Source organism: Blastococcus sp. Marseille-P5729, assembly GCF_900292035.1.
Taxonomy (GTDB): domain Bacteria; phylum Actinomycetota; class Actinomycetes; order Mycobacteriales; family Antricoccaceae; genus Cumulibacter.
Genome location: NZ_OMPO01000001.1, coordinates 627,556 through 640,259, shown reverse-complemented (window position 1 = coordinate 640,259; position 12,704 = coordinate 627,556). Strand labels below are relative to the sequence as shown.

General features: G+C 66.2%; 13 protein-coding genes and 2 pseudogenes. 11 read left to right on the top strand and 4 right to left on the bottom strand.

The genetic code is table 11. The features are described from left to right. Window positions 1-50: 50 nt before the first annotated feature. Together DAA40_RS03095 and DAA40_RS03090 are read left to right on the top strand one after the other, a co-directional pair. Window positions 51-521: a hypothetical protein gene (locus DAA40_RS03095; protein WP_158716202.1), complete on the top strand. Its 471-nt coding sequence runs from the start codon at window positions 51-53 to the stop codon at window positions 519-521. Then, a complete protein-coding gene (locus tag DAA40_RS03090; protein ID WP_106848242.1) occupies window positions 518-1,111 on the top strand; it encodes a hypothetical protein in 594 nt (197 codons plus the stop codon). The genes DAA40_RS03095 and DAA40_RS03090 overlap by 4 nt, the downstream gene beginning before the upstream one ends. On the opposite strand, the gene lpdA is transcribed toward DAA40_RS03090, so the two are convergent. After that, window positions 1,108-2,505: a dihydrolipoyl dehydrogenase gene (gene lpdA / locus DAA40_RS03085; RefSeq protein ID WP_106848241.1), complete on the bottom strand. Its 1,398-nt coding sequence runs from the start codon at window positions 2,503-2,505 to the stop codon at window positions 1,108-1,110. The two genes, DAA40_RS03090 and lpdA, sit on opposite strands and share 4 nt — an antisense overlap. A 193-nt stretch (window positions 2,506-2,698) precedes the next feature. Here lpdA and DAA40_RS03080 point away from each other — a divergent pair, with 193 nt between their 5' ends. The 8 genes and pseudogenes from DAA40_RS03080 to DAA40_RS03045 all read left to right on the top strand — a co-directional run bounded on the left by DAA40_RS03080 (window position 2,699) and on the right by DAA40_RS03045 (window position 7,396). Further along, window positions 2,699-3,412 carry a hypothetical protein gene (locus DAA40_RS03080; protein ID WP_158716201.1) on the top strand — a complete coding sequence of 238 codons (714 nt, stop codon included), beginning with the start codon at window positions 2,699-2,701 and terminating at the stop codon, window positions 3,410-3,412. Window positions 3,413-3,781: 369 nt separating this feature from the next. Further along, window positions 3,782-4,795 carry a hypothetical protein gene (locus DAA40_RS03075; protein ID WP_158716200.1) on the top strand — a complete coding sequence of 338 codons (1,014 nt, stop codon included), beginning with the start codon at window positions 3,782-3,784 and terminating at the stop codon, window positions 4,793-4,795. Window positions 4,796-4,829: 34 nt separating this feature from the next. After that, window positions 4,830-5,126, top strand: a pseudogene (locus tag DAA40_RS16835) (hypothetical protein); the annotation flags it as partial. A 195-nt stretch (window positions 5,127-5,321) separates the two neighbouring features. Then, window positions 5,322-5,487 (top strand): annotated as a pseudogene (locus DAA40_RS03065) (IS1380 family transposase); the annotation flags it as partial. 80 nt (window positions 5,488-5,567) lie between these two features. Beyond that, a complete protein-coding gene (locus DAA40_RS03060) occupies window positions 5,568-5,807 on the top strand; it encodes a toxin-antitoxin system protein (protein WP_106848238.1) in 240 nt (79 codons plus the stop codon). After that, window positions 5,740-6,147: a type II toxin-antitoxin system PemK/MazF family toxin gene (locus DAA40_RS03055; protein ID WP_370430631.1), complete on the top strand. Its 408-nt coding sequence runs from the start codon at window positions 5,740-5,742 to the stop codon at window positions 6,145-6,147. The genes DAA40_RS03060 and DAA40_RS03055 overlap by 68 nt, the downstream gene beginning before the upstream one ends. A 713-nt stretch (window positions 6,148-6,860) precedes the next feature. Next, the gene (locus tag DAA40_RS03050) at window positions 6,861-7,133 is read left to right on the top strand and encodes a type II toxin-antitoxin system Phd/YefM family antitoxin (protein ID WP_106848237.1); all 273 of its coding nucleotides are present in this window, start codon (window positions 6,861-6,863) and stop codon (window positions 7,131-7,133) included. Next, window positions 7,133-7,396 carry a type II toxin-antitoxin system RelE/ParE family toxin gene (locus DAA40_RS03045; protein WP_106848236.1) on the top strand — a complete coding sequence of 88 codons (264 nt, stop codon included), beginning with the start codon at window positions 7,133-7,135 and terminating at the stop codon, window positions 7,394-7,396. Before DAA40_RS03050 ends, DAA40_RS03045 begins: the two co-directional genes overlap by 1 nt. A gap of 154 nt (window positions 7,397-7,550) precedes the next feature. On the opposite strand, the gene DAA40_RS03040 is transcribed toward DAA40_RS03045, so the two are convergent. From DAA40_RS03040 to DAA40_RS16830, 3 genes are all read right to left on the bottom strand, one after another. Next, window positions 7,551-9,845 (bottom strand): 6-phosphofructokinase, encoded by a 2,295-nt coding sequence (locus DAA40_RS03040; RefSeq protein WP_199849477.1) that lies wholly within the window; start codon window positions 9,843-9,845, stop codon window positions 7,551-7,553. Between the two features lie 70 nt (window positions 9,846-9,915). Further along, on the bottom strand, window positions 9,916-11,178 hold the full coding sequence (locus tag DAA40_RS03035; protein ID WP_158716199.1) for an ABC transporter substrate-binding protein: 1,263 nt from the start codon (window positions 11,176-11,178) through the stop codon (window positions 9,916-9,918). Between the two features lie 308 nt (window positions 11,179-11,486). Then, window positions 11,487-11,615: a hypothetical protein gene (locus tag DAA40_RS16830; protein WP_255413443.1), complete on the bottom strand. Its 129-nt coding sequence runs from the start codon at window positions 11,613-11,615 to the stop codon at window positions 11,487-11,489. Window positions 11,616-11,630: 15 nt separating this feature from the next. Here DAA40_RS16830 and DAA40_RS03025 point away from each other — a divergent pair, with 15 nt between their 5' ends. Further along, window positions 11,631-12,581 carry a helix-turn-helix domain-containing protein gene (locus DAA40_RS03025; protein WP_158716198.1) on the top strand — a complete coding sequence of 317 codons (951 nt, stop codon included), beginning with the start codon at window positions 11,631-11,633 and terminating at the stop codon, window positions 12,579-12,581. Window positions 12,582-12,704 lie beyond the last annotated feature (123 nt).

Here is a 12,704-nt window from a genome sequence, read left to right as displayed (position 1 = left end):
GAACCCGGCGCGCTCCGAGGAACTCCAAGGACACCGGGGCTCGAGATTGTGTGAAGGGAAAGCGACGGATGGACGTGATGGCGCCGACACCGAGCGGCGTTCCGGTGAAGACGGTGATCGGTCGCCGGTGGATGCCGTGGCGAAGCCGGACCCGCGAGTGGACGTCGTCCGCATGGGATCTGGTGCCGACCGGCCCGGCGAACAGCGTCGGGGACGATCCGGTCTCCGCCGTCCTCGGCCTGCTGTGGTTCGTCCTGGTGTTCCCATTCATGATCCCGGCACTGCTGGTGACGCCGCTCTTCCTGCTCGAGTCGCTGCTGCAGTGGATCGTGCTGCCGTTCGCGATCCTGCTACGGATGCTCGGCATGCTTGACGTCGAGGTCGACGCGCGGCAACAGCGCGGGTTCCGGCACGTAGAGCGGGTGCGGGGCTGGGGCGCGGCGAAGGCTCGGATGCGCGAGATCGCGCACCTCGCTTCCCGCGGAGCACCGCCGCCGTACCGCTACCCTGGTCGTCCGTGACCGAATCCCAGAGCAGCGTGCTGCAGGACCTGCCGGCGCAGCCCAATCCCTACACCGACGAGCGGCCGCTCGTCGTACGCGACCATCCGATGCGCGAGAACTCAGCAACGGTGGCGACCGGCGCCGTCGTTCTGGCGGCGCCGCTGATCTGGGTGCTGGTCCGGTTGCTGACCGATCAGCGTCCGGTACTCACGAGCCAGCTCATTCTGGCGCTGGTGCTCGCGGTGCCGCTGGGCGTGCTGATGGTCTGCTTTCCGCTGGTGATCAGCTCCGGGACCTGGGTCACGGTCGGGAGCACCCGGCTGACCCGTGGGGTGAAACGGAGCCGCGGCGCCACCAAGACGGTCGCGCTGACCGACATCCGCGGAGGCGTCTACGCCTCGCGGGTGCGCTACCGCCGCGGCACTGGCGCCGAGCTCGTGCTGTTCCTGCCCGAGAACGAGGTCGTCTGGATCGCCGACGGCATCGCGCCCGGTGACGTCGCGCGGATCGCCCGCGCGTCGTCGACCTACGGCATCAAGGAGTACGCCGACCCGATCACCAACGACCAGCTGCAGGCATTGATCCGCAAGGCGCGCCGCGCGAGCTAGAAGTTGATCATGTGGCCGGCGATGCCCTCGACGGCCTCCTTCACGGCCTCAGACAGGGTCGGGTGGGCGAAGACGTTGCGGGCGACCTCATCGGCGGTGAGATCCCACTTCTGGGCGGGCGTCAGCGCCGGCAGCAGCTCGGTGACGTCGGGGCCGATCATGTGCGCGCCGAGGATCTCGTTGTGCTTGGCGTCGGCGACGACCTTCACGAAGCCGACGGTGTCGCCCAGGCCCTTGGCCTTGCCGTTGGCCGAGAAGGGGAACTTCGCGGTCTTCACGTCGAAGCCCTTGTCCTTGGCCTGCTCCTCGCTGTAGCCGAACGAGCCGATCTGCGGCTGGCAGTAGGTAGCCCGCGGGATCATGTCGAAGTCGATCTCGATGGTCTCGGCGTTCGCGATGGTCTCGGCGGCCACGACGCCCATCGCCTCGGCGACGTGCGCGAGCATCATCTTGCCGGTCACGTCGCCGATCGCGTAGACATTGTCGACGTTCGTGCGGCCCCGCTCGTCGACCTTGATCGCGCCGCGGTCGGTGGTCTCGACGCCGATCGACTCCAGGCCGTAACCCTCCAGGCGCGGCGCGAACCCGATGGCCTGGAGCACCTTGTCGGCCTCCAGCACCTGCTGATCGCCGCCCTCGGCGGGGGAGACGGTGACCTTGACCTTGTCCCCGGAGTCGTCGATCGACTCCACCTTGGTGCCGAGCATGACCTTCACGCCGAGCTTCTTGTAGTGCTTGGCGAGCTCCTTGGAGATCTCGGCGTCCTCGGTGGGGACCATGCGGTCAAGGAACTCGACGATCGTGACGTCGACGCCGAAGTTCTTCATGACGTAGGCGAACTCGACGCCGATGGCGCCGGACCCGGCGATGATGATCGACTCGGGGAGCTGGTCGTCGAGGATCTGCTCCTCGTAGGTGACGACCCGCTCGGACAGCTCGGTGCCCGGGATCAGCCGAGTGGTCGCGCCGGTGGCGATGATGAGGTTGTCGAAGGTGATCTGCTTGGTCTCACCGTCGTTCAGTTTGACGTCCATCGACGTGGGGGAGGTGATCGTGCCCCAGCCGTCGATCTCGGTGATCTTGTTCTTCTTCATCAGGAAGTGCACGCCCTTGACGATCTCCGCGGAGACCTGGCGGGAGCGGGCATGGGTCGGGCCGTACTCCATGGACGCATCGCCGGTGATGCCGAACTTGTCCTTCTCGTGCTGCAGCAGATGCGAGAGCTCGGCGTTGCGCAGCAGTGCTTTCGAGGGGATGCAGCCGACGTTGAGGCACACGCCGCCCCAGTACTTCAGTTCGACGACGGCGGCCTTCAGGCCCAGCTGCGATGCGCGGATCGCAGCGACGTATCCACCGGGACCAGCACCCAGAACAACTACATCAAAGTCAGCCATGCTCCCCAGCCTAATGGGAGCCCGGTCGATCATTCACGATGCGGTGATGAAAGCCGGTGGCCGAGCGGTCGATCTGTGACAATCGGCCGGGCCTGGCGCGTGAACCTTCTTCTCTACATCGAGTTGATGGTGGTCGCACGATCACCCGCAATCGGCGAAGTGAGACCGCCGTCACTCGGAAGTGCGGCTGGCTGTGCGGAAGCTCATTATCGCTTTGCGTCGTCTTGTCATTTTCGTTCTGGCGTTGGCCGTGAGTATCGGTGTGATGCAGGTGGTAGTGTCTGCTGCCCCTCCTCCGCCGCCCGCGGCAAATTCGAAGCCGATCGATACGACGAACGTGCCGCCGTTGTCTGATAGCGGCTGGTCGCCGCCTGCTCTTGATCCTGGTTCGGTGGGGGATATGGGGAATCCTCCGGCGGAATCGGTGGTGCCGGTCGAGGACGAACCGGTGGTGCCGAAGAACTCGAGTGGTTTCGATCCGGCGAAGTCGACGATCAGTGACCGGTCGTTGATGTACAACGTGTACGACAATCCGGACGGGTCGAAGACCGCGGTCCAGAAGCTGGAGCCGGTGAATGCTCCTCAGCCGGATGGCAGCTATACCCCGATTGATCTCGCTTTGACGACGGCGTCCGCATCGGACGCGCCGAGTGCGGCGAAGGCTTCGGTCGCGGGTGCGGATATGGCGCCGTCGACGAAGGCGAAGAACCACCCGTTGAAGCCGGTGTTCGGGAAGGATGCATCCACGGGGGGCCGTTGCGGCGACCTCGAATGGGGTGAGTGTGTCGGTGACGCCGGTGGATGCCCCGAAGGGGGTGGGGCCGAAGAAGGGGAAGAAGCCTGCTGGGGGTTCGTCGGAGACGATTACGTACGCGAAGGCAGCAGCGGGTTCAGACGTGACGTATGAGCTGACTGAGGGTTCGATCAAGGAATCGATCATCGTGTCGGCGGCGCCTGGCGAGACGGGTGCTGCGGCTTGGTCGTTCTGGCTCGTGGTCGATGGTGAGGGTGCTGTCCCGGTGGTGACCGAGACGGGTGCGGTAGAGATCCGAAAGCCCGACGGTTCGGTTGTGTTCGGCATTCCGAAGCCGTATGCATACGACTCCGCGGGCGTGGCCGGGCAGCGCGAGCGAGGGTCGATTACCCAAACCGGTTCCAGGCAAGACAAGAAGAGGTGCGGCTGTGTAAGGCTTACCTCGCCAAGCATGGACCCAAATCGCTCCGGGGGAGTAAACGATGCTAAGAGTGGCTCACGGGCCATTAGTCGGAGGTGCTTGTGTTCATAGAGGTGTTCGCGAGCACGGATCTGACCTATGGAGGATCTCCGTTCGATGGGATCGGAGGGTTCCTGGTCGACGGCGCGCCGTCCTTCGGTCCCGCTATCGAGGGCGTGCAGATCGTACTCGCTATGCCGCCGATTCCCGATCCCAATGCGTGGTTGGCGGAGCAAGCCGCGGTTAACGGTGAGTCTTATCAGGATCCCACCCTGTCAGGGGCGGTCCCCTGGGCCGTCGCTCGTGATGAGTATGAGCGGGCCCGAGCTGCACTACCGAAGGTCGTTTTCCGTCGGTCCCAGGCGCGAGCCGAGGTCCACGTACGCAGTGAGATCGTTTACCCGCGGCAGTGGATAACCGACCAGAACCTGGTATCGGACTTCGTTGAGGGGGTCGATGAGGTGATTGCTGCGCTCGGGTTGCTTGAATCGCGCTTGGATCGCTCAGATGACTTCGATTTGAACGCGCTGCTCGCACACTGTGAACTCGCCCGGGTGCGGCTGCCAGGCACTCCGAAGGACCTGGATCGTGTGCTCGAGGAAGCGTTACACCGCGATGTGGTGCGGGTCAGGAGTCAGACAGGCTGGGCGGCGGTTGATGTGGATTTCGACGAGTTCCACCAGGCTGCGCGCGAGCTACTGGACGATCCGTTCTTCTGGGATGAAACGGATGACGACGCGCCACATGGAAACGACACTGGGGCTGACCTTCTCGCCCTCTATCGAGATGCGATTGAAGAGGATCCTCGCGTTGACACTGCGTCGTGGACCCGGAGACTTCTCGTGTCATGGGGCGCGAACGATGATAGCGACGAGGCCATGCTGATGCGGGATGAGGCGTGGATCGCGGCCGCGTTCGCCGAGCTCAAAGTACGAGGGCGTCTCGCGCCTGAGCTCGCACGGGAGGCCCTCGCCTCGGTGGACCGTCTTCGTCGTCGTCCGCCTGATGCGGGCGACGACGGGGACCACGAGGGCAAGCTAGCCAAGATCGCAGAGCGGCTGAATGCGTTGATGTAGACGGCCGCACTTCATGTAGGCATCGCCGTAGGGTGTGATCGCGCCGTCGGGCGCCTGCAGGAAGCCCCGGTTGGCCTTGGCGGCTGCAGGCTGCGCGACGGCCGCGGGCAAGAACTCCAACCGCGTCAACGAGACCCGCGCCATCGCCGCAGCGCCGCAACCGGCGACGAGCTATTGCTACGTCAACGCCGGCCGTATCCAGTCCAGCAACAGCGGGCGGGCCTACGTCTACGACAAGCACGGCAACACCACCAAGGTCACCAGCACCAACGGCGGTGAGGTGACGATCTTCGTCTACGACGCGGCCGATCGCCACGTGAAGACCATCACCCCGAACGGAACCGGGACGGCCGCGACCGTGGCCTACACGCGCGATGCCACTGGGAGGATCATCTCCCACCAGACGAGCGGGTCGGGGACCGCCAGCGAGAACGGGACCGTCCGGTGCGGGTTCACTGCCGGCGGCGACACGCCCGACATCTACCTCGGCAGCGGCGGCGTGATCGGGTCGCGGGTTCTCGGCCTGGATGGGGAGTTGCTTCGTCACGGTGGGATGGGCAAGGTCTTCGTCAACGCCTACGCGCCCTCGACGCTGGGTTCGTTCCTGCGCTCGTTTCACCTTCAGACGCGTCCGCCAGCTCGATGCGGTGGCCTCCCGGTTCCTGACGGGGTTGGCCGATCGGGCACCGCTGGGATTAGTGGCTACATTTTCGAATACAAGCTCGGCCCTAGAATTGTGGCTGGTGTCGCGTCACGATCGTATACTTGAGGCATGGCGGCTACCACGACAATCAAGGTCTCGACTCATGTGCGCGACCGGCTGAACTCAGCAGCATCGGCCCGCGGCGTCACGCCTGGCAGGCTTGTCGAGGAACTCATCGCCGATTACGAGCGCGCGCGGTGGTTCGAGGCAATCCGAGCCCGATACGACGCCATGCCGGCTGATGATGACTACGACGCTGAAACCAGCGCATGGGATGCGACCGCCGCTGACGGGCTCGACCATGCCTGAGCTTGTCTGTGGACAGGTCGTGTGGGTGAATTTGAATCCAGTCGTGGGCTCTGAGCAAGCCGGCCACCGACCCGCGGTCGTCGTCTCCTCGGACGAGTACCTTGCCGCGATCCCGAACGTGGTGATCGTTCTGCCGATCACCACCCGCGACCGCGGACTGCCCAACCATGTGCGGTTGCGCGGCAGCACCGGGCTGGACGAAGCCTGCTTCGCGATGACCGAACAACCGCGCACCATCGACCGGCGGCGGATCACCGACACCGCGGGGGAGGTCGATCGCGGTTCGCTGCGCGAACTGCGGCTATGTCTTGCTCGATTCCTAGGAATTGACCACGACTGACATCGGCTTGCCCCAGGACCGATAGGTGCGTGCAGCGATCTTCACGCCCTGCTCGCGCAGGATGCGGAGGATCGACTCGACTGCGTACCCCACCGCGCAGCTGATCGATGAACCCCATTGTGAACAACGTGCACGGGGTTGGCCCGTCGTCACGGGGCGCCTTTCTGGATCAGAATCTCGGATGCGCAAGGAAGGTGAGTCACCCGATCGGGTGAACAAAAAGCATCAGGGGGCCCGCTCGAGAGCCTGTGCACGATCCGTTGGCCGAGATCGACAGTGGTGTGTGGTCGAGCAAGGCCACCGGAGATTTCTCGGAGATCCGCTAGGTCTTGGCGGGGCCGTGCGCCGCGCCTCGCTTCGACTTCGTGAGAATCGAATGCGATTCAGGCACGCAACGTGGGTTCTGAGAGGTAAGCCGCCGCTCCGATAGTTGGCCAGCACTCGCCTGAATACGCTGCTCGCTCGGCACGCCAAGCCGCTCCGTTCAGAATGCGGCATGAAGAGCTCCAGATTCCTGGGGAGGATTTAACAACGCCACGGGACTACACCATCCTGATCCGGCAGATTGACGAGCAGACGGCGAGGGGGAAACGAACTACGGGGACCGCCTCGCGTGCATCCGATGCAATGATGCCGCTCTGGTTGCCATGACGTGGACTATCGGCTAGATAGCTGGCTATACACCGGCTAAGTGTGATGCTAGACTAAGCGGCATGAGGACAGTGCCATTGTCGGAAGCCAAGGACAAGCTTTCGGGTCTGGTCGAGGACGTAGATAGTACGCACGAGATCGTGACGATCACTCGTCATGGTCGGCCGGCTGCTGTGCTGATGTCCGCTGATGACCTGGAGTCACTGCACGAGACGCTGTACTGGCTCTCACAGCCTGGAGTGCGTGCCGACGTCGACGAGGCGCGAGCCGCCCATGCTCGAGGTGAATCGCTCTCGAGCGCGGACCTGCGAGGACAGCTGGGGTTGCCGAGCTGATGAGCGCCTCGGTCCATTGGTCGCCCCGGGCTGTTCGCGACCTGGCGCGGTTGCCGCTACGTGTGGCGGCCGCGGTCGCGACCTATGTGGACGAGCGGCTCGCGACCAACCCCCTGCGGCTCAGCAAGCCCCTTGCGGGCGATCTCGACGGGGTGCGCTCTGCGAGGAACGGCGACTACCGGGTGCTGTTCGATTACGACGAGGAGACCGAGAGCATCTTGATCGTGCGCGTCGGTCACAGAGCGCACGTGTACCGGACCTGAACGACGCGACTGAACTGTCGCCCTCTCGTGAAAGACTCACACGAAGGATTGAAGCCCGCCATAACCGGGGTGTTTCGTTACGAGCAGCTGCGCGATCGTCGCGCTTCGGTCTGTAGGAGCTGGTGCACCAGGTCGAGCTCGACGCGACGGACGGTCAGGCTCGGAACTTCCTGCCCTCGCCGTTCTGGGCCAACCGCTCGCCAGGTGCGGTGCCCAATGGGGTGTCGGTGAAGCTGCGCTCGTTGATCTTCGCCGCGGTGGCCCGCAGCTCGTGCCACCACTGGTCCACCGGGCGCCGCGTGTTCTCGTCGATGTGTGCGGCGAGCTCGTTGAGCGGAAGCATCACCAGGCTCTTGTCGGCCTCGCCAGCGAAGGCGACGTCCGAGCGGCCGGCCTCCAGCTGCTCAGTGAGGAAGCCGATCCCGCCGGAGGCGAGGCGCGCGGCCGTCATCCGGTCGAAGGGGCTCGGGAGCGGCCCCTCCTGCACGTGCCCGATGATCAGGCTGCGGACGTCGTACAGGTCGTTGCTCTCGGCCTCGAACAGCCGCGCCAGGACGTCGGTCGTGTAGTACTCGTTCGCCTCCTCGTTGCGGACGACGAGGTAGAAGCGGCGGCCCTGCTCGAAAGCGGCCCGCATCTGGCGGATGTCTTCCTCGAGGGTGGCGATGTCGATGCCGTCCTCGTTGAGGTAGACGCGCTCGGCGCCGGCCGCCAAGCCGCTCATCTGCGCCAGGAATCCACAGTTGCGGCCCATCGTCTCGACCACGAAGCAGCGTCGATGGGCGGACGCCGACTGCTTCACCCGGTCCAGCGCCTCAGTCGCGACGCCGAGCGCGGAGTCGGCGCCGATCGACATCTTCCAGCTCGGCAGGTTGTTGTCGATGCTCGCCGGCAGCAGCGCGATCGGGATCCGGAAGGCCGGGTAGCGCTTGCGCTCGGTGACCATCAGGCGCACCGACTCGTAGGCTGCGTACCCGCCGATCACCAGCAGCGCGTCGAGCCGGGTGTTCTCGATCGTGCGGCCGATCTCGTAGAGATCGTCGACGGTCGGGATCGCGCGGCGGGTGCCGAGCTCGGCGCCGCCGCGGCTGACCCATCCCTCCACGTCGCCCCATTCGAGGTCGGCGACCCGGCCCCGCTTGAACCCGGGGAAGCCGCCGTTGATCCCGACCATCTGGTGGCCGCGGTCGATACCGAGCCGGACGGCGGCCCACACCGCGGTGTTCATGCCGGGAGCCAGACCGCCGGCGTGGATGACGCCGATCCGCTTCGCGGCGCCCTCGGGGCAGACCGTGGGCCCGGCCTCGGAGATCGCGTGGAAGATCTCCATCGACCGCGCGAAGCTCGACCCGCGGGCCTCCGCCGCCTCCTCGTAGCGTCGCTCGCTGACCAGCTCGCCGATCCTGCGGGTCTGCTGCACCGCCTGCATCAGGGGGCGCTTCACGACCTGGTTGTGGTGGACGCCGATCACGCCCGGCTCGCTGTCCGGTCCCGCCGAGAGCAGCTCATCGGTGGCCGCGACGCCCACCACGGAGGCCATCCACCGGTCGTATGCGCTCGGCGTACCGCCGCGCTGCACGTGGCCGAGATCGGTGATCCGCGCGTCCTGCCCGAGGCGATCCTGAACCGCGGAACGGACCTGGTCGCAGGTGATCTTCTCGCCGCTGGAGTCGCGGGCGCCCTCGGCCACGACGATGATCGAGTCCCGTCGTCCGGCCGCACGGGCGCGCTCGATCACCGAGCACATCTCCTCGGGCCAGTCCGGACCCGGCGGAAGCTCCGGGATGAAGACGTAGTCCGCGCCGCCGGCCAGTGCACTCATCAGGGCGAGGTAGCCGCAGTCACGTCCCATCACCTCGATGATGAAGGCCCGCTGGTGGCTGGCCGCCGTTGAGGTGATCGCGTCGATCGCGTCCGTGATGCGGTGCAGCGCCGAGTCGGCGCCGATGGTCATGTCGGTGCCGACCATGTCGTTGTCGATCGAGCCGACCAGTCCCGCGAGCATGAGCTTCGGGTGCCGCGTGGCGGTCTCCTGGCTGATCTCGCCGGCGGCGAGCAGCTCGTCGATGAACTGGGGCCACTCCTCGCGCAGCTCGTCCGCACCGCGCAGTGAGCCGTCGCCGCCGATCACCGCCAGGCGGTCGATCCCGACGTTGACCAGGTTGCGGACGGCGGTGCGGCGTCCCTCGACCTCGCGGAACTCGGCGCACCGGGCGGTTCCGATCACCGTCCCGCCGCGCTGCAGGATCCCGGAGACATCCTCCCAGCCCATCGGCTTGATGTAGTCGCCACCGGTGACCGCGCCTTGCCAGCCCTCGTAGATCGCGTAGACTTCGGCGCCGGCGTTCAAGCCCGACCGGACGACGGCGCGCAGTGCGGCGTTCATGCCGGGCGCATCGCCACCGGAGGTCAGGACGCCGATCCGGGTGGGGTTGGAGTTCTCGGGCACAGGGATCCTCTCAGCGGTGACTGGGGTGCCCAGCCAGTCTAGGGAGGCCGGATGAACGCCAGGTTTCGGCTTACTGCTGGTACGGCGTCTCGTACTCCTTGGCCTCGTCGGTCACGTAAGGCCCTTCGACGATCGACTCGCCTCCCGGGGCGTCCGGGTCGATCTTCACGATGTAGACCGAGCGGGTGGCCGGTACGCCGGGGTTGCTGAGGTCCATGTCCGCGGACAGCCCCTGGGCATCGACGCTGTCCAGGCTCAGCCGCGCCTCCAGGAGACCCTCGCGGGTCATGTCCCCGTTGTCGCATGCCTCGTTGAGGATCGCCTCCCACATCAGCCCGCCGAGGTAACCGGGCGGGATCCCGTAGCCGGGCTCCTCGTCCGGGTAGCGCTCATCGAAGGAGGCCTGGATCTCCTTGCTCAGCTCGCTCTCACCCGAGTAGGTCTCGTAACCCTGGGCGATGTGGAAGTTCTCCATCGCGCTCACGACCGACGCGTCGCTGAGCAGTGCGGTCGCGAAGTTGGGGTTGTTGCCGATGATTGGCACATTCAGCCCCTGCACCTGGTTCTGCAGCGCGGCCGATGCCGCACCGGCTGGAGCGAGGGACAGCGCGATCAGCTTGACCCCGTCGTTCTTGAGCTTGGTGATCGTCGCGGTCATGTCGGTGTCGGCCGCCCCGACGGGTACCTCGACGACCTCGATGCCGTGCTGCTTCGCGTAGTGCTTCGAGCCCAGCAGCCCGTTCTGGCCGTACTCCGAGTCGATATAGACATGGCCGATCTTGTCGCCGTCGGCGAGCATGCCCTGCTCGCTCGCCCATGCCAGCCCGTTGATCATCTCGAGGTCGTAGCCGGTCCCCGGCATCATCAGGTAGTCGTTGTCCAGCAGCACCGAGGAGTTCGTGCCGATGACCGCCAGCATCTCGTCGCTGACGACCTTCGACTTCAGCGCCGCCACGATGGGCGAGCCGAGCAGCTGGACATAGCCGACGATGTCCTGCTTGCCCTGCTCATAGAGCGAGACCGCGTTGTCGGCCTTGTAACCGTGGTCCTGCAGGGCCAGCTTGATGTCGCGGCCACAGATGCCACCCGCCTCGTTGACCTTGTCCGCCCACAGCTGGTCCCCCTGGGTGAGGTTCAGCCCGACAGCCTTGAAGACGCCGGAGGTGTCGGTGAGCACCCCGAGAGTGATCTCGTCGGCCGTGACGCCGTAGTCGGTCTTGAGATCGCCGTCCCCTCCGGAACCGGAGTCGGCGGCCTTGTTCGAGCAGGCGGCCAGCAGCATCACCGCTGCCGCTGCCAGGCTGATGGTGGCTGTGGTCGTGTTGGTGCGCATGCGTCTGTCGTCCATCCTCGTCGGTTCGTGGCCATCGTTCGAGCAAACATGATTCGGATGTCAAGTCAGGCTCACGACTACCGTATATGTGCTGGCGGGAGACGACAAATGTGGGTCGGCGATCCTGCGACGCGCCGTCCGAGCTGCGCTGGACGTCGAGTCCTGGCACCAGGACTCCCTCGACCTGCTGTTCGCCCTCAGAGTGGGGGTTATCGCGGTTATCAACCACCGTCGGGCCCGGACGCTTCGCGCGTCCGAGCCCGACAGCAGTGCACGACGCGAGCCGTGCGCCGTGGGTTGAGGGTCGGTTAGCGCATCGCGAAGCCGTCGTACTGCTTGCCCTTGACCTCGCCGAGGATGTCCCGGTAGGCGCTAAGCCCGCCCATGTAGAACATCACCGCGTTGGTCTTGCCGGAATGTTCGCGCCGCAGATCCATCTCGTGGACGGTCCGGTGGACTTGCGGGCTCAGCGAGTCCACGTCGCCGACGAGGAGCGCGCCTACCAGGTCGCGATCTCGCCGTTGCGCGGACGGCGGCGGCGGGCTGGCGCGGTAGGTGCGGCCGGTGCGATCGGGCAGCGCTGGCATCCGGTCAGCGCTGTCCACGACGAGCTCGTCTCGGTCGCCGGTGCCAGTCCGGTGGTCGCGATCGCGGGGGAGGGTGGCACCGGCAAGGCCTACGCGGCGCGCCGGCTGCTGTCGGCGTCCGGTCAGGACTTCGAGGACCTCGACCCGTCCGGCCAGCAGCGGGCGTGGGCGCCGTCCTGGGCCGGGACGGTGCGGTTCGCGCTCGCGTCCGGACGCCGCGTGCTACTGCGGCATGTCGAGAGCCTCCCGGAGTCCGAGCACGCCGAGCTGCGTCGCGTGCTCGCGGCGGCCGCAGAGCTCGCCGACGGTATCGCGACTCCGGCCCGGCTGGTGCTCACGGTCGACCTGACGGTCGCCACCCCGGAATTGCTCGCCGTGGTCTCGCGCGGCGCCAGCGTCGTCGAGCTGCCCGCGGTCTCGAGCATGCGCTCGTCGATCCCGCTCGTCGTCGACGTCCTGCTTCGGGAGCACCCGGTCGGCGCTCGGTGCGCGATCTCGCCCGCGGCTCTGCAGGCGATGATGCGCCGCGAGTGGCCAGGGAACATCGGAGAGCTGCGGAATGTGGTCAATCAGCTCGTCGCCAAGCGGCCGGGAGGTCTCATCCGCGAGTCCGACCTGCCGGCGTCCGCCACCGCGCAGCACCACGGCCGTGCGCTGTCGGGCATCGAGCGCTCGGAGCGTTCGGCGATCGTCGACGCACTGCGTGAAGCAGGCGGCAACCGGGCCGCGGCGGCACGCATCCTCGGGATCGGCCGGACGACGCTCTACCGCAAGCTCAGGGTGCTGCGCATCGACCAGGACGACCTGGGCCCCTGAACGCTGCCTGCTGATTGCCCTAGCAAGAGGGGTTGACGCCGGGAAGAGGAGTTGACCTCAGCAAGAGGGGATTTTTCCCCTCCCGCTGCAGCCAACCCCTCTCGGAGCCTGGCTTGCGGCCCG